Raw genomic sequence first — 16,446 nt, forward strand, 5'->3', positions numbered from 1 at the left:
ATGTCGCTCATTCACGGCGGAGTGCGGTTCATCCCGACCCGCGCCGGAATCGTCAACCTGTGGGACTACCGGGACCAGGAATTCTGCTTCGCCGACGGCAGATTGGTGCTGCGCGGCCCCAACGGGTCCGGCAAGACCAAGGCCCTGGAGGTGCTGTTCCCGTTCGTGCTGGACGGGCGGATCGAGCCGCGCAGGCTCAACCCGTTCGCCGGTGAAGAGCGCACTATGAAGTCGAACCTGTTGTACCGCAAGCAGGAATCGGCCTACTCCTATGTCTGGATGGAATTCGCGCGCGGCGACTGGGACGACGCGGAGGCGGTGACCGTCGGCATCGGCATGCGCGCCACCCGCTCCTCGGACAAGGTGACGCGCTGGTACTTCGTCGCGGACGGCCGGGTCGGCGTCGACTTCTCGCTGATCGGGCCGGACGACCGGCCGTTCACCCGCAAGCAGCTGGCCGAGCAGATCGGCACCGACGCCATCGTCGATCGTCCGGTGGAGTACCGAAACGCCATCGACGCCAGGATGTTCGGGCTCGGCACCCAGCGCTACGACCAGCTGATCAACCTGATCCTCACGCTGCGACGCCCGCAGCTGGCGAAAAACCTGGACCCGCGCGGACTTTCGCAGGCGCTCACCGACGGCCTGCGCCCCCTCGACGAACAGCTGGTCCTGGACGCGGCTCGCTCGTTCAGCGACATGGAGGAGGTCGGGCGCACCCTGGAGGGTCTGGTGCACGCCGACAGCGCCACCAGGACCTTTGTCGACGTCTACCGCAAATACCTTGCGGTGCAGGCCAAGACGGACGTCGACCAGCTGCGTACCCGGCTCGACGCGGTCACCCACGCGAGCACCGCGCTGTTCGCGGCGACCGCGCTGCGCGAGCGCCGCGAGGCCGAACGCGCCACCGCGGAGGCACGCGCCGAGGACGCCGACCGCGCCTACGAGCACGCGCTCGGCGACCGGGAGAACCTGCAGCGCTCCAGCGCCTACGAGGGCAAGCAGCAGCTCGACGACCTCGCCGACGCGGTGCGGCGCCTGGAAACCTCGGCGGGCGTGCACGGCGACAAGGCGCTCAAGGCGCGGCAAACCCTGGATCAGCGGGCGCAGGAGGCCGAACGCGCGCGCACCGCGGTCCGCACCGCCGCCGCGGCACTGGCGCGCGGCGAGGACGAATTGCGTTCCGCCGCAGAGGAAGCCGGGATCGACTGGACGGCGCTGTCGGAGGGGGCACGCGCCGACCAGCTCACCGCGACGGTGCGCGCGCATGCCGAGGAACGCGACGCCGACGTGCGCGCGGTCCGGCAGGCGATGGGGGTCATGGAGACCGCGGCCGCCGAGCGGACCAGGGCCGAGCGGCTCGCCGAACGCGCACGCGAGTTGAGCGAGGCGGCGGCCGCCGAGGTCGCGCACGCCGAGGCGGCGGTCGTGCTGGCACGGACCGAGGCGGCCGGCGCGCTGCGCGGCTGGTGGGACGAGCACCGAGAGGTCTACTCCCCCATCGGTAACGGGCTGTTCGAGGCGCTGGACACCGCGCTCGCCCAGGCCGGTTCGGAGGAAGCGACAGTCGCGGAGGTACTCGCCGAACGCACCGAGGCGCTGATCGATGAGATCCGCAACGACCGCCAAGAAGCGCGTGGCCGCGCGGCGACTGCCGGCGAACAGATCGCCGAGCTGACCGCCGAACGCGACCGTGTCGCCGCGCAAAGCGACGACGCACCACCGGCTTTCGCCGCCCGCGCCCGCGACGCCGACGACCGCACCGGTGCCCCACTGTGGCGCCTCGTCCGCTTCGCCGACGACGTGCAGCCACGAGTCGCCGCCGGGATCGAGGCCGCGCTGCACGCCGCCGATCTGCTCGACGGCTGGATCTGCGCCGCGCCGCCCGCGAAGTACGACTCGGATCAGTTCCTCGTCCCGCTGCCGGAGAAGGAACGACCGAAGGGCCGCACGCTCGCCGATGTTCTTGTCGTCGAGGAGGATTCGGACGAGCTCACGGTGCCGCGCCAGGCGGTCGCCGACGTGCTCGCCTCGATCGCCCTGCACGAGGGCAAGGGCGATCCGGCAGCCGGTCTCGCCGTCAGCACGGCGGGCGGTTTCCGTCAGGGCGTGCAGGTCGGCAGGCACCACAAGGCCGACGCCGAGTTCATCGGTGCCACCGCCCGTGCTCGCCGCCGCGAGCTCCGGCTGACCGAACTCGCCGCCGCACTCGAGGCCGCGGGCGAGGCCCAGCGCGGCGCACAGGACCAGGAAGCCGAAGCCACCGCCGAACTCTCGCGAATCTCGGCCGCCGCCAAGGCATTGCCGCGCGCCACCGCGGTCACCACCGCCCTGCGGGCGGTCTCGGAAACGGCGGGCATGATGCGGTCCCGGTCCGAGGCCGTCACCCAGGCCGAGCGCGACCTCGACCAGGCCGTCGCCGACGGCACCGCGGTCGAGAAGAAGCTGCGCGCGGCCGCGACCAAGCACCGGACCCCGCGCGATCCGCGCGAACTCGACGCATTGGCCGCCGCCATCCGGCATTTCGAGAACACCGGCACCGGCCTGCTCCGGCTGCGCACCGAACACGAGCGGGAACGCGAACGCGAACGCGAGGGCACCGACCGGCACGACGAGGCCAAGGATCTGGCCGAGGCGTTCGCCGAGGAGGCCGAGGCGGCCAAGTCCGGCTATCAGGAGCAGCTGCGTAAGCTCGAAACCCTGCGCGAGGCACTGGGTGCCGGTGCCGCCGACATCGATCAGGAACTGGAGAAGGCGCGCGCCAAGATCGAGGCGACCAAGGCCGAGCAGAAGGCCGCGCGCAAGGCCGCCAACGAGGCCATCGAGGCGATCGGCGACGCCGAGGCCGCCTACCGGACCGCGCACGAATCACTGGGCACCGCACTGACCGAGGTGCTCGCCGACGTGAAAGCCCTTGCCCCGTACGCCCGACCGGACCTGCTGCGGCTGCTCGGCGCGTCGGCCGAGGGCCGCTGGCCGAGCAGCGAGGCCGCCTGGTCGACGCCCGAGCAGCTGCTGTACCGGATCTCCCAGGCGGGGCCGGCGGCCGAACCGCAGGTGCTGCCGGACGAAGTCGCCGAGCTCTTCGAAAGCCTCACCACGGCAACGTCTTCGGTACGTGCGAGCGAGGCGACCCGCAAGTCGACCCGCAGCGCGGTCACCGCGGCGCTGCAGGAGTTCGACGCCGCGCTGTCCGGGTCCGGCCGCGACTACCGCTTGCAGTGGGACGCCGCCGACGGGCTGACCGTGGTGCAGGTGCAAGACGACGACGGCATGTCGGCGCTCGCCGATTTCGCGGCCCGCATCGACGGCGCGCGCAAAGACCAGGAGCTGCTGCTCACCGACGCCGAGCGCCGCATCCTGGAGGACGCGCTGCTGACCGGGCTCGCCCAGCAGATCTACGAACGCACCAGCGACGCCCGCGATCTCATCGCCAGGATGGGCGCGGAGATGAAGCAGCGCCGGATGTCCTCCGGCAACACCATCGGCGTGCACTGGGTGCTCGCCGACACGCTCTCCGACCCGGCGCGGGCCATGTGCAAGCTGCTCGACCGCGACGCCTCGGTGCTCGGCGCGGACGAACTCGCCACCATCCGCGCGCATTTCGCGTCCGAGATCCGCGCGGCCCGCGCCGCGCACCCGGAACGCTCCTACCCCGAAATCCTGGCGGCCACCCTGGATTACCGCACCTGGCGGGTGTTCTCGTTCACCCTCATCTCCGCCGACGGCAGCGAGGACAAGCTCACCGTGGCCAGGCACAGCGCGCTCTCCGGTGGCGAGCAGTCGGTCTCGCTGCACCTGCCGCTCTTCGCCGCCGCGCACGTCATGCTGGACTCCGCCGACCCGCAGGCGCCGCGCCTGCTCGCGCTGGACGAGGCGTTCGCCGGTGTCGACGACAACGGCCGCAGCGAATTGCTCGGCCTCAGCGTCCAATTCGACCTCGACCTGTTCATGACCGGCTACGACCTCTGGATCACCTACGCCCACGTCCCCGGCTGCGCACACTACGACCTGGCGCACGCCGCCGCCGAAAACACCGTCAGCGCAACCCTTCTGGTCTGGGACAGCGGCGACCTGCTCGCCGAACACGACGGCACCGACCTCACCGCCGCCCTCGGCTCCCCCAACCGCCGCCGCGTACACACCACGATCGAAGGTGCCATCGAACTCACCCCCGTCAGCTAAACGCGGATGCCGAGCGCACCGACGGCCGCGCGGGTGCGGCAAAACCGCCGGTGCGGCAGAACCGGTGGAATCGCTCGATCGCGTCCGTAGTCGGATCGGTGGCCGCAAGAAGCAGTACCTCCGAGCTGAGTACGGCGCCGCAGTCGAACTGATGACCGCCATCAAACTCGCCCTCGACCCGCTGAGACTTCGGAACCTGGGCAAGATTCTCGGCTGGCCGTCCTACACAAGGGCCATTCCGCCGTAGTATCGCGGGTGATACTATTGCCTTGTGGCTACGGTCGAGAAGATCCTCGCGAAGATGCAGGAGTCTGCACAGAACGTCAGCTACGACGACCTAGTCAAGGTTTGCAAGCATTACTTCGGCTCTTGGCGCCAGGATGGCACCAGCCACATCATTTTCAAGATGCCGTGGCAGGGAGATCCGCGTGTCAACATTCAGCAAGGACGGGATGGCAAGGCCAAGCTGTATCAGATAAAACAGGTGCTGGCAGCTATCGAAAAGCTGCAAGCAGCAGGACAGGAGGAGGTATAGATGTCCAGCCTGCCAGAACTCCCAGATCATTCCCACTACACATATCGCGTGAGCTGGTCCGCAGAGGACCAAGAGCACATTGGTCTTTGTGCAGAGTTCCCTTCCCTGTCCTGGCTCGAGCCCGAGCCAGCTGCGGCATTTACGGGAATCATGAATCTCGTGCACGAGGTCATCGAGGATCTGGCCGAGAACAACGAGCCTATACCGCAACCGCTTTCGGAGCGGACCTACAGCGGCAAGTTCATGGTTCGAGTACCACCTGAACTGCATGCCCAGTTGGTTCGCGAGGCCGCCGAGCAGGGCGTATCGCTAAACCTCTTAGCCAACCAACGCCTGGCACTGTCACCTCCGACCAGGCTCGCGAGGCCACGCCCTGCCTTCGATTCGGTATGGCCGAACGCCGCGCTGAATCGAGTGTTTTGGTCACGTCGCGGCATCGGCACCTTCTATGACCCCGACTTGGGGTTGCAGCATTCCGTCTTGAAAATTCTTAAGGCGGCGTCAGACGAGAACGGCAAGATGGTTCGTTCGAGCGAACCGGTAGCCGCCGGCGAGGACGACGATCAGCAGGTTCCTTCGACCGTTGATGTACCAGTTCGCCAGGCATAGCGACTGACCGCCGATAAGACCCACTTATCGGCGGTCGGTCGGCTGCATAGAGTTCTGTGCGCGTCGAGGTCCGGATTTGAACCGGGTTGGCGGACCCGTCAGTGGTGATCGCAGGCGGTTGGGTGAAGCATGACTCGTACCCAGCGACTGATTACCGAGCCCCGTGCCCCAGGCCGAGGAGGGCGGTGACGATCTGGCCGGTGGAGTCGAGCATGGCGGAGAAGATGTCTTGGGGGACGATTTTTCCGTTGCACCACAGGACATTACAGTTCGAAGGGGCGTAAGGGCCGACGCCGAACAGGATTTGGGCGGTGTGTTCGGGGTCTATCCAGAAGGCCAGGTCGTCGAGGTCGCCGATGATGGGTCCGAAGTTGTCGCCGTAGCGATAGGGGTCGTCGATCGGCTCGCCGGGAACGTCGGTGATCGCAGCGACGACGCGGCGCACGAATTCCTTGTTGTCGGGGTTGGATTCGGCCGCGAGGGAGGTCTGGACGTTGTTGGTGTCGATGCCGCCGGGGACGCCGAGCCGGACGATCACCATGTCGCGGCTGGGGATCACGACGTTGAACTGGCCGAGTGCGCCGACAAAGGCGTAGAGGTCGCGGGGTGCGCCGGGGAACATCGGGTGGTCGAAGACCTTGGCCGTCGGCACGGTCGCGGTCTTGTAGGAGTCACCGGCGTTGAGCCAGAACAGGAATCCGTAGCCGCCGTTGGCGGCGGTGGGCTGGCGTGCCTGCCGGAGGTAGCCGGGATCGATGAGTTGGTTGTCGCCCCAACGCCCTTCGTGCAGCAGGAGCAGCCCGAGCCGGGCCAGGTCGTCGGCGCGCATGGCGAGACCGCCGTTGACGGCGGTGTTTCCGCTGCGGTCGCGCAGCCAGACCCACTGGTCGCGGGCGATGCCCAACGGCTGCATCACCTCTCGCTGGACGAAGTCCTGGAAGTCCATCCTGGTGGTGATTTCCACGATCTTCGGCAGCAGCACCAGCACGGCCTGCGCGTACTGGAAGGTGGTGCCCGGCGCGAAGGCCTGCGGGGTCTCGAGTGTCTGCAGCACCTCGTCGGTGGCGATGCCCGCGATATCGGCGGCCCAGGTAAAGCGCAGGCCGGTGGTCTGATTCAGCACCTGACGCACGGTGAGCGCGGCATGCGCGGCGTCGGCCTGCGGGAAGAATTTGCCGAGCGGATCGTCCAGGCCGAAGTAGCCGAGGGTGATCGCGCGGCCCACCGCGACCGACGCGACGCCCTTCGACGAACTGGCCAGCGGCGCAGGCAGGTTGCCCGTACCGGTGCGGTCACCGACCAGGCAGCCGTGTCGATACACCTGAATGGCATACGCGCCCTTGGCCGTGCCGAAGTTGATCGCGTCGGTCAGTGCGCCGGCATCGATACCCGCCGCGGCCGGATCGACGCGCTGAACCGCTTGGCCCGCAGCAGGTTCGGCACACGCGACGCCGGGCTCGGCGGTGGCAGTCGGGCAGACCAGCGAGAAGGTGACCACGGCGGTGGCACCGAGCCCACCTGCCAACGCGCGACGGAATTTCATACCCGACCCATTTCTGTTCCTGGACTGATGTGGTTGGCGCTAGTTCAGCGCGTTGGCGAGGGCGTTGCGCTCCACGCTGAAGTACGTCTTGTCGGCGGGCAGCCGCCAGTTCGGGCCGACGAAGTAATCCTTGGCGACCTCGTCGCCGAACGCCTGATAGCGCAGCCACGCCAGCGCGGTGCCTGCGGACAGATAGTTGTCCAGCCCGTCGACCGGCGAGAAGTGGCTCACCCCACGGGCATTGGCGATCCACGCGGGCGCCTGGAAGGACAGGTTGTACTGCCACCAGCGCACCCAGGCGAAGTCGGGCACCACGAAATCGTTGTAACCGGTGAGGAACAGCGTCGGCACCGACACCAGCGCGCCCACCGCGAGCGGGCCCGGCTCGATCGCCAGCACACCGCGCACCCGCATTGCCGGATCGATCAGCGACGCGATGCCGGGGAGCGCCGTTCCGGCTTGCAGGGCCGCCTGTCCGCCGCCGGAATGACCGCCGAAGAGCGTGCGACTCAGGTCGATCTTGTTGTACAGCGGGGAATTCGGATCACGGTTGGCGACGACCGCGGCGGCGATGCCGAGGGTCGGCACATAGAGCAGCGAATTGAAGAACTCGTACGGGATCACTACCACGAAGCCGTTGCTGGCCCACTGTCGCGCGAGCGCGTCGTACATCCCCGGATTGGCGTCGAACCCTGAGGTAAAAACCAGCAGTGGCGCATCGGGGAGTTCGGCGATATTGGCCGGATAGTAGGTATTCACCCCGACCGGCGATTCGAGGCCGTTGGGAAAGGCCTGGGTACAGGTCATATCGTCACGGTTGCCCAGCATGTGCACGACGATGTGCTGGAACATTCCCCACACCGATTCCTGACAGGGATTCGTGCGCACCGTAGTCGCGACGGGATAGGGACCGGGCTTGTTGAACACGCTCTGCGCGGTGGCTCCCGATTCCGGCTCGTCCGCGGTGGCCGCGGGCGCCACCGCGGCCAGCACCGCGACCGTCGCCACCACAATCGCGATCCCCGAGCGCATTCGAGCGGCATACCTCGTCATTGAGGTTCCCTCCTCCATCCGGCAGCGTCGCCGGACCCATTATGTTCGAAAGTGAGACCATTCAGTCTCGCAATCTCAGAGAGTACGCGGGAGTGGGCCACGACACAATGGGATCCAGCCGTGTTCGGCTTATGAATCGACCAGCAGTGCCGCGAACTCGCCTCGGCTGCTCGACCGGTGCAGGTCACTGACCTGACCGTCACCGACCTCGACGACTCGCCACACCCCGTCGGAGCGCAGGGCCACATCCGTAGTGATGAACCGGCAGCCCAGACGCCGCACGGCGGCCCCGATCTGCCCGAGGTGCGGAACCAGTCCGCGGTCGAAGGGGCTGTCGGGATGGGGTGTCAGCAGCCGGGGTTCGCCATCGAGCCACCAAACCCGCACTTCCGCCGCGACCGACTCGAGCTTCACGAACGTTTCGAAGGCGCGGACGACGATGCCGCCCGCCAGATAGTCCTCCTGCAACTCCACAAACCGTCGGACGATCCGGGTCAGGCCTGCGGATTCGGTGAGATCGGGGATGAAGCACGCCTGGTGCCATTCGTCCTTGCGCGACTTGACGTAGTCCTTCACGATTCCGGGACCGGGCGGCAGAGGCTGGACGAGCTCAGTCAACTTGCCGGCCTCCACCATCTCTCCCGGCTCGGTCGGACGCCAGACGCTGGCCGGAGTGACCTCGGCGAAGGTCGGATACCAGCCCGGCAGTTCGTGCGCGGTCCGATACCGTCCCGGGTCGACGATCAGCGCGGCGCCGCGCCGACTCAGCGCCGCAGCCAACTCCGCATAGCGGACACTGGGCATCATCCAGCCCCGATACCAGGCGCTCTCCAGACCGCTCGGTACTCGAGCAATCGCCGCGTCCGCGTCACCTCGCAGCAGGCGGTCGTGGTCGATCAGCGCGACCTCGCCACCGTGGGCACGGACCTCTTGCGCTTCCGGCGCGAAATGTTCGTCCACCCGCCGAGGATTCAACGGATCGCAGCAGTACAGGACAGGCGGCATTGCCGAAACGCTACGCGGCTACTCCGGCAAATGGTTTCGCATTTTCAGTGCGCGCCGCACAGGCCGTCCGCTCGTACACCCGGGCTCGGTAGGGTGCCGGGATGGCGAAGATCGGTTTTCTCGGGGTGGGCCGGATGGGATCGGGGATGGCGGCGCGGATGCTGGCCGCCGGGCATGAGGTGGCCGTGTTCAATCGGTCGCCGGACAAAGCCGCGGAACTGATTTCGGCCGGAGCCGTGCCGGCCGCGACACCGCGCGCGGCGGCTGATCAGGCCGAAGCGATCATCTCGATGGTGGCCGACGACGACGCCTCGCGCACGGTCTGGCTCGGCGAAGACGGCGCCTTGGCCGGCGACTTCGCGGCGGGCGCGTTCGCCGTCGAATGCTCGACGATCTCCCGGCCGTGGGTGCTGGAGCTGGCGAAACAGGCTGGTGCGCAAGGTCTTCGATATCTCGACTCCCCCGTGACCGGGCTGCCGGACGTCGCCGCGGCGGGTGCGTTGACGCTGTTCGTCGGGGCCGACCCCGCCGATCTCGAAGCTGCCCGTCCGCTGCTGGATCCGTTGTGCACCAACATTATTCGCTTCGGCGATGTCGGCGCGGGTACGGCGTACAAGCTGTTGCAGAATCTGCACGGCTCCATCCAGATCGCCGCGACGGCGGAGGTGCTGCGGGTCGCGGAACTTGCCGGGCTCGATTTGGCCACCGTCGTCGACACCCTTTCTCGCCTCAGCCCCACGGTGGCGCGCGTCGGGCGGATCATGCTCGACGGCGTGCACGACCGCGACATCGCGTTCACCGCCGAGCTGCGGCTGAAGGACACGCGTTTCGGCGTCGAGCTGTCGGACAGCGTGGACGGCCCGGCCGCACTGGGCCATGCCGCGTACGACATTTTCAGCCGACTCGTCGAAGCCGGTTACGGCGACCTCAACGAAACCAAGGTCATCGATCTGCTGCGCGACCGGGGCTGACCCGAGGTCTTACTACCGGGTGCTCGCGTCCGGCCGGATCGGCGGGCAGGCACCGCCGGGCGCGGTGGCCAACTCGAAATGCCACCACTCGTTGTCGTACATCCGGCACAGTCCCCAGCGAGTTCCGTTGGCCTCCAGCCACTGCGCGCCCGCGATCGGCCCGACGTCGACCGCGCGGCCGGACACGTGCGTCGACTCCTCGGGCGGCAGCACCCACCGGCGCGCCACGTCCGGGCTGCCATAGGTGGCCACGCCGTTGTCCCACAGCTGCTGCTGCTCGGCGGGCGTGCGATACCCGGAGGTGATCGACAACGGCACACCCTGCCGATGCGCCTCGTTCTCGGCCAGCGTGTAGGCCACCGCGAGCCCCGGCTCCAGCCCCTCGGTCCCGGCCGCCGACCCCGTCGCCTCCCGCTGATCGATCGGGCTCCCCTGCCCCACCGCCTGCGGCGCCAGCACACCCGTCACCACCAGCGCGGGCAGCACCGCCACCGGTAGAGCACGCACTAGTCGATTCCGCACACCACTCCGCAACACCATGCCGGCGATGGTAACGGCCGAGGTCGGCGCGGGTCGAAGCCGCCGCCGACACTCACAGATCGAGTTCGATCCGGAGCTTCGAGGACAGGCTCTCCATGGTCTCGGCGCTGAGCTCGCCGAGCGGCCCGGACAGCCATGGCCGATAGGTGCTGGTGATCAGGTCCACCCTGACCCACCCTGCCACCGGGTCCGCGCTGCCGAGCAGGACAGCCACCATGGACTGCGGGTCCAAGCGCTCGACGGGAGCGGTCAGCACCCGAACACGCTCGTCGGGCAGGCGATAGTCCGCCGAAACGACCACGCGGTATGGCGTGCGCGGATCGTTCGCACGGGAAGGGCGGTCGCGGTCGAACCGGTAGACCTCGCCCCGCCTCATGCGCGCGGGCCGCGACGCGTCTCAGCGTCGGCGTCCGCAGCGTGTAGCTCGGCGAGTTCCGCCTCGGCCACTTCGGCGTCGTGCATGCCGAAGCTGCGATCGCGGGCCGCCGAACGGACGGCGTCCTGATACAGCATCCAGCTGTGCGCGCAGCGCGCGAAATACGGCGACAGCTGCATCCCGGCGGCGGCGGCGCCCTGCTGCAGGTCCGCGAGCACCACCTCATCCACCGTGAGGGTAATCTTCCGTGTCGCCATACGGTTGACCATACCACCAGCCATATCGTGAGCCGGTGTTGTTGGTTGCCGCGTTCCAGTCTCGTTCGATGCCGACGTGCGGCGGGCTGGGCGCGCTGACGAGGAGTCATAGTCGATAGGCATGGCACATGGTTGCCTGAAATCCGTTGCGTGGCAAATGCTTCATCCACAAGGAACGGGGGTTATCCACAATCCATTCCAGTGCTGTGGATCACAGAGTGCGGGCGGTTGCTACCAGTCCGATTCGCGAAAATTGCGGTAGTTTCCCGAGTTTCACGACCGTACCGTTTTTTCGCAACGGCCCCCGCCACTGCCGCGTACCCCCGATCAGACCGCGGACGACACCCGGGCTGACTCGAGGGGTGTTCGTCCGCAGACCGAGCGGGTTGTGCACAGGCGGCAAAAGTGTTCACATTCGCTCCCCAGTGATGTGAACAGGCACTACAACGGACAATTCGACTCGGACACCGGACAATTCGGCCGAATCACTCGCGCAACGGGGTGACCAGCGTGAGGTAGTCCCGTTCGACCACCCGTGCGCGCACCGGCGCCGGTCGGCGAATCGCTTCCGCCGCTTCACGATTGCGCCCGATCCGCTCGATGATCTCGCTGCCGTGATCGCGGGCATATGCGACGGCGATCTCGATCTTGCCGACGTGCAGGCTCGACTTGGCGCTCAGCACCTCGATGCGCCGCTCGACCGGCCCCTCCAATTCCTGTAGGCGGGCAACGATTTCCCACACGTCGGGACCCGCGACCAGCGCGGCCCGGCGATCGTGCATCGGTCCGCGGAAGACGATGCCGGGATGTTCCAGCTGGTCGACGCCTTCCCGGATGAGGCGGTCGAGCAATGCGGTGGAAGTAGTACCCTCGCGGGCGGCCCGTGCGGCCAACCGGCTGCTGGCGGATTGTGAGAGACGCAGTGTTGTCGTGATGACGCTGGACGTACTCATTGCCCTCCTCGACCTTCAATGGCATCTGCGATGAACGGCACCCTTGGAATCAACGATGTACATCGCTAAGGGTGCCTCGCGAACCAGCGCCGTTGCCCCGGCGATCGAGGTGACATTTGTGTGTCCGCACAAAAGCCTCCACGAAAATCGAACGACCAGCTCAGCCCCCATACTCGCCGCCCACTATCCGTAATATCGCCGGGGCCGATCGAATCCGGCCACGCTATTTTGCTGACGATATCGGCAGAATCCGGAAATTATCTGAAGCAGAAACTCGCCTTATCCGTGACCGGATCGGCGGTCGGCGGGCGATTCGGGCCCGTGCGACACCCAGCAATCTCTTTGTTAGCGAAACCATCAGGTCACTGCGGGTCCAGCTCCTCGTGCCGGAAGCGAATCACAGCCGACCAGGTGTTGCGCAGCGGCTTGCGCGGATCGGGCTGGGGCAAATACGTGAAGGGGCGCAAAAACCACGGCGCCCGCCCGAGCTTGCGCGCGTGCACCAGGATGTTCTCGCTCTCCATCGACTGCCAGCCGAGTTCGTCGAAGAAAGCGAGACCGTTGGGCGGATCGAATTTCCGCGGCGCGTTCTCGAACATGGATCCGGCGCGCACCCGGTCCATCCGGAAACTGATATCGGCCATCCACCAAGCGATTTCGGGCCGGACCAAAGCACGAGCCAGGTCGGTGACCGTCGCGGTATCCAGGTAGAACAACAATCCCTCGGTGAGCACCAGCGCCTTGGTCGCCGGGGTGTCGGCCGGTCCGATCGCACCCAGCGCCGCGTCGAGGAATTTGTCCCGCGCCGAGGGATCGGCGAGATCGACTGCGCGGCGAATCAATACACCGTGCGGAGTTTCGCCCGCCAGTGCGTTCTCCTTTTCGGCGAGAATCTCGGGCAGATCCGCCTCGACCCAGACGAAGTCGGCGGGTAGCGCGAGGCGGTACGGACGGGTGTCCAGCCCGGCCGCCAGGTTCAGCACCCGATCACAGCCCTCGGCGATGGACTTCGCGATGAGGTCATCGATGAGTTTGGTGCGGGTGACCACCGGCCAGCCGGAGCGCATGACGCGCGGCGCGTGCTCGACGATGGTGTGCCCCTGGGCGCCGGCCAGCCGGTCGGCCAGCGGATCCTGGAACAACGCGTCGGGGCGCGCGGTCTCGCGTGCGCGATAGGCGGCCACCCATCGTGCGGTGTCCGACACATTCGAGATCGGTACGCGCCCTGCAGCCATGCGGACCAGTCTGGCATGGCCCGACCACCATCGATAGGACTGCTTCGGCACATCCGGTCGAGTGACTCGTCACGATTGGGAACACTTTCGCTCCACATCAGTAACAAGAGCTAGGGTCACGGCGACTCTGCTATCACACGCAACAAACGCGCCGTGGATAATTCAGCAGTCACAACAGATTACGGTTGCCCGTCGCCGGAATCTCACCGAAAGAAGCAGGCAGATCAACCGTCGACAGCCCCGAGGTCAGGACCGGAAGCGCCCCTTGTGGATGCTCGGCCTGATCGCTCCAATGTGTGCACTGCTCCCCTCGCAGCTCGTGCTGCACACCGGCGCGCCCGTCTTCTGGTGGATCGGCCCAATCATCGTGTTGCTGGTGATCCCGGTGCTGGACTGGGTGGTCGGCGAGGACGGCGCGAATCCGCGCGACGAGGACTACGAGCTGCTGTCCGGCGACCGCTACTACCGCTGGTGCACCTACCTTTTCCTGCCGATCCAGCTGTTCGGGCTCGGCATCGCAAGCTATCTGTGGGCCGGTGACGAGCTCACCGGCGTCGACAAGCTCGGCCTAGCCGCGACGCTCGGCTTCGTCAGCGGCATCGGCATCAACGCCGCGCACGAGCTCGGGCATCGGGTCGAGCACCTGGAACGCTGGCTGGCCAAGATCGCGCTCGCCCAGTCGGCGTACGGGCACTTCTTCGTCGAACACAATCGCGGACATCATGTGCGGGTCGCCACCCCGGAGGACCCGGCGAGCGCCCGGCTCGGCGAGTCCCTCTGGGAATTCCTGCCGCGCAGCGTGACCGGCGGCTTCGGCTCGGCGATCCGGCTCGAGCGCGAACGCCTGACGCGCAAGGAGCGCGGTTGGTGGGACGTGGACAATCAAATCCTGCAGGCGTGGGCGATGAGCCTCGTCCTCTTCGGCACCCTCGTCGCACTCTTCGGCTGGCACATCCTGCCTTGGCTCGCACTGCAGGCGGTGATCGGCGTCGCACTGCTGGAGACGGTGAACTACGTCGAGCACTACGGCCTGCTGCGAGCCCGCCGCCGCAACGGCCGCTACGCCCGCTGCTCCCCCCGAGACAGCTGGAACAGCGACCGCCTAGTCACCAACATCTTCCTCTTCCACCTCCAGCGCCACAGCGACCACCACGCCAACCCAGGCCGCCGCTACCAAACCCTGCGCAGCTCGACCCACGCCCCCCAACTCCCCGCCGGCTACGCGACCATGGTCGTCCTCGCCGCCATCCCCCCACTGTGGCGCGCGGTAATGGACCACCGAGTACTCGCCCACTACGGCGGCGACAGCACCCTCGCCAACGTCCAACCCCCCAAACAGGGCCGACTGCGCGCCACCCTCGCATACCGCCGCGCAACCAGCTGACCGCCGGTGCGCCGCGGCCCGACACCGCCGCTTCCATCCGCGCAGAGATTCAGACCCGTTCAGCCGAGCGGGTGCGGACGCGCAGGGCGATGGGCTTTTGGGTTTCGGCGAAGAAGTCGTTGCCCTTGTCGTCGACGACGATGAAGGCGGGGAAGTCTTGGACTTCGATTTTCCAGACGGCTTCCATGCCGAGCTCGGGGTATTCGAGCACCTCGACGGACTTGATGCAGTCGAGGGCGAGGCGGGCGGCGGGGCCGCCGATGGAGCCGAGATAGAAGCCGCCGTGCTCGTGGCAGGCCTTGGTCACCTGGGCGGAGCGGTTGCCCTTGGCCAGCATGACGAAGGAGCCGCCCGCGGCCTGGAACTGGTCGACGTAGGAGTCCATCCGGCCCGCGGTGGTCGGCCCGAACGAGCCGGACGCGTAACCCTCGGGCGTCTTCGCGGGGCCCGCGTAGTAGACCGCCATGTCGCGCAGGTACTGCGGCATCGGTTCGCCCGCGTCGAGGCGCTCCTTGATCTTGGCGTGCGCGATGTCGCGGGCCACCACCAGCGGGCCGGTCAGCGAAAGCCGGGTCTTCACCGGGTATTTCGACAGTTCGGCGCGGATCTCCGACATCGGCCGGTTCAGGTCGATCTGCACCACGTCGCCGCCGAGGATCGACTCGGTCTGCTCCGGCAGGTAGTGCGCGGGCTCGCGTTCGAGCTGCTCGAGGAACACACCCTCCGGCGTGATCTTGGCCAGCGCCTGCCGGTCGGCCGAACAGGACACCGCGATGGCCACCGGGCAGCTGGCACCGTGCCTCGGCAGCCGGACGACGCGCACGTCGTGGCAGAAGTACTTGCCGCCGAATTGCGCACCGATGCCGAAGGATTGGGTGAGCTTGAAGACCTCTTCCTCCAGCTCCAGATCCCGGAATCCGTGCGCGGCAAGCGATCCCTCGGTGGGCAGGTGGTCGAGATAGTGCGCCGAGGCGTATTTGGCCGTCTTCAACGCGAATTCGGCACTGGTGCCGCCGATCACCACCGCGAGGTGGTATGGCGGGCAGGCCGCGGTGCCGAGCGAGCGGATCTTCTCGTCCAGGAACTCCAGCATCCGCGTCGGGTTCAGCACCGCCTTGGTCTCCTGGTACAGGAACGACTTGTTCGCCGACCCGCCGCCCTTGGCCATGAACAGGAACTTGTACGACGGCTGCGCGGGATCGCCTGGCGTGGAATACAACTCGATCTGCGCGGGCAGGTTGGATCCGGTGTTCTTCTCGTCCCACATGGTGATCGGGGCGAGCTGGGAGTAGCGCAGGTTCAGCTTGGTGTAGGCGTCGAAGACGCCGCGGCTGATCCATTCGGCGTCGTCGGCGCCGGTCAGCACGCCCTCGGACTTCTTGCCCATGACGATCGCGGTGCCGGTGTCCTGGCACATCGGCAGGATGCCGCCCGCGGAGATGTTCACGTTCTTGAGCAGGTCCAGCGCGACGAAACGGTCGTTGCCGCTGGACTCCGGGTCATCGATGATCTTGCGCAGCTGCGCGAGGTGCGTCGGCCGCAGGTAGTGGCTGATGTCGTGCATCGCCTCGGCGGTGAGCAGGCGCAGCGCCTCGGGCTCCACCTGCAGGAAGGTCCGGCCGTTGGCCTCGAAGGTATGCACGCCCTCGGTGGTGAGCAACCGGTACGAGGTGTCGTCGGCGCCGATCGGCAGCAGGTCTGAATAGCGGAAGTCCGGCGCGGTCACGGGACGCACTCCTTCGGGCAGGTCGGGGCACAAGCCGAGCGCGGGTTTCGATGCGCGCTCAGCCGGGCTGGTCA

Annotated in this window: 15 protein-coding genes; 6 read left to right on the forward strand and 9 right to left on the reverse strand. The window is 67.2% G+C overall.

Annotated elements, in window-relative coordinates; all coding sequences use genetic code 11:
• From ACIBCN_RS08160 to ACIBCN_RS08175, 4 genes are all read left to right on the forward strand, one after another.
• Window positions 1–4,185 carry a TIGR02680 family protein gene (locus ACIBCN_RS08160; protein ID WP_396990786.1) on the forward strand — a complete coding sequence of 1,395 codons (4,185 nt, stop codon included), beginning with the start codon at window positions 1–3 and terminating at the stop codon, window positions 4,183–4,185.
• Between the two features lie 64 nt (window positions 4,186–4,249).
• A complete protein-coding gene (locus tag ACIBCN_RS08165) occupies window positions 4,250–4,432 on the forward strand; it encodes an FAD-linked oxidase C-terminal domain-containing protein (RefSeq protein WP_396990787.1) in 183 nt (60 codons plus the stop codon).
• A 24-nt stretch (window positions 4,433–4,456) separates the two neighbouring features.
• On the forward strand, window positions 4,457–4,720 hold the full coding sequence (locus ACIBCN_RS08170) for a toxin HicA (protein ID WP_396990788.1): 264 nt from the start codon (window positions 4,457–4,459) through the stop codon (window positions 4,718–4,720).
• Entirely contained in the window at window positions 4,721–5,329 is a 609-nt protein-coding gene (locus ACIBCN_RS08175; RefSeq protein WP_396990789.1) for a type II toxin-antitoxin system HicB family antitoxin, read from the forward strand.
• 151 nt (window positions 5,330–5,480) lie between these two features.
• Here the strand turns inward: ACIBCN_RS08175 and ACIBCN_RS08180 are convergent, their stop codons facing one another.
• The 3 genes from ACIBCN_RS08180 to ACIBCN_RS08190 all read right to left on the reverse strand — a co-directional run bounded on the left by ACIBCN_RS08180 (window position 5,481) and on the right by ACIBCN_RS08190 (window position 8,930).
• The gene (locus tag ACIBCN_RS08180) at window positions 5,481–6,872 is read right to left on the reverse strand and encodes a serine hydrolase domain-containing protein (RefSeq protein WP_396990790.1); all 1,392 of its coding nucleotides are present in this window, start codon (window positions 6,870–6,872) and stop codon (window positions 5,481–5,483) included.
• A 39-nt stretch (window positions 6,873–6,911) separates the two neighbouring features.
• Window positions 6,912–7,925, reverse strand: a complete 1,014-nt coding sequence (locus ACIBCN_RS08185) for an alpha/beta hydrolase (protein ID WP_396990792.1) — start codon at window positions 7,923–7,925, stop codon at window positions 6,912–6,914.
• A gap of 129 nt (window positions 7,926–8,054) precedes the next feature.
• A complete protein-coding gene (locus ACIBCN_RS08190) occupies window positions 8,055–8,930 on the reverse strand; it encodes an ATP-grasp domain-containing protein (RefSeq protein WP_396990793.1) in 876 nt (291 codons plus the stop codon).
• Between the two features lie 101 nt (window positions 8,931–9,031).
• On the opposite strand from ACIBCN_RS08190, the gene ACIBCN_RS08195 reads away from it, so the two are divergent.
• Window positions 9,032–9,901: an NAD(P)-dependent oxidoreductase gene (locus ACIBCN_RS08195; protein ID WP_396990794.1), complete on the forward strand. Its 870-nt coding sequence runs from the start codon at window positions 9,032–9,034 to the stop codon at window positions 9,899–9,901.
• 12 nt (window positions 9,902–9,913) lie between these two features.
• Here the strand turns inward: ACIBCN_RS08195 and ACIBCN_RS08200 are convergent, their stop codons facing one another.
• The 5 genes from ACIBCN_RS08200 to ACIBCN_RS08220 form a co-directional block, all read right to left on the reverse strand.
• A complete protein-coding gene (locus ACIBCN_RS08200; protein WP_396990795.1) occupies window positions 9,914–10,441 on the reverse strand; it encodes a M15 family metallopeptidase in 528 nt (175 codons plus the stop codon).
• Window positions 10,442–10,493: 52 nt separating this feature from the next.
• On the reverse strand, window positions 10,494–10,742 hold the full coding sequence (locus tag ACIBCN_RS08205; RefSeq protein WP_396990796.1) for a hypothetical protein: 249 nt from the start codon (window positions 10,740–10,742) through the stop codon (window positions 10,494–10,496).
• 71 nt (window positions 10,743–10,813) lie between these two features.
• A complete protein-coding gene (locus ACIBCN_RS08210) occupies window positions 10,814–11,074 on the reverse strand; it encodes a hypothetical protein (RefSeq protein ID WP_396990797.1) in 261 nt (86 codons plus the stop codon).
• Between the two features lie 485 nt (window positions 11,075–11,559).
• The gene (locus ACIBCN_RS08215; protein WP_396990798.1) at window positions 11,560–12,027 is read right to left on the reverse strand and encodes a hypothetical protein; all 468 of its coding nucleotides are present in this window, start codon (window positions 12,025–12,027) and stop codon (window positions 11,560–11,562) included.
• A gap of 362 nt (window positions 12,028–12,389) precedes the next feature.
• Window positions 12,390–13,262: a class I SAM-dependent methyltransferase gene (locus ACIBCN_RS08220; RefSeq protein ID WP_396990799.1), complete on the reverse strand. Its 873-nt coding sequence runs from the start codon at window positions 13,260–13,262 to the stop codon at window positions 12,390–12,392.
• A gap of 292 nt (window positions 13,263–13,554) precedes the next feature.
• Here ACIBCN_RS08220 and ACIBCN_RS08225 point away from each other — a divergent pair, with 292 nt between their 5' ends.
• Window positions 13,555–14,646: an alkane 1-monooxygenase gene (locus tag ACIBCN_RS08225; protein ID WP_396990800.1), complete on the forward strand. Its 1,092-nt coding sequence runs from the start codon at window positions 13,555–13,557 to the stop codon at window positions 14,644–14,646.
• 49 nt (window positions 14,647–14,695) lie between these two features.
• Here the strand turns inward: ACIBCN_RS08225 and ACIBCN_RS08230 are convergent, their stop codons facing one another.
• On the reverse strand, window positions 14,696–16,372 hold the full coding sequence (locus tag ACIBCN_RS08230) for a fumarate hydratase (protein ID WP_396991163.1): 1,677 nt from the start codon (window positions 16,370–16,372) through the stop codon (window positions 14,696–14,698).
• Window positions 16,373–16,446: the final 74 nt, after the last annotated feature.

Origin of the sequence: Nocardia sp. NPDC051052 (assembly GCF_044456045.1) — a bacterium.
In the GTDB taxonomy this organism is placed as follows: domain Bacteria; phylum Actinomycetota; class Actinomycetes; order Mycobacteriales; family Mycobacteriaceae; genus Nocardia.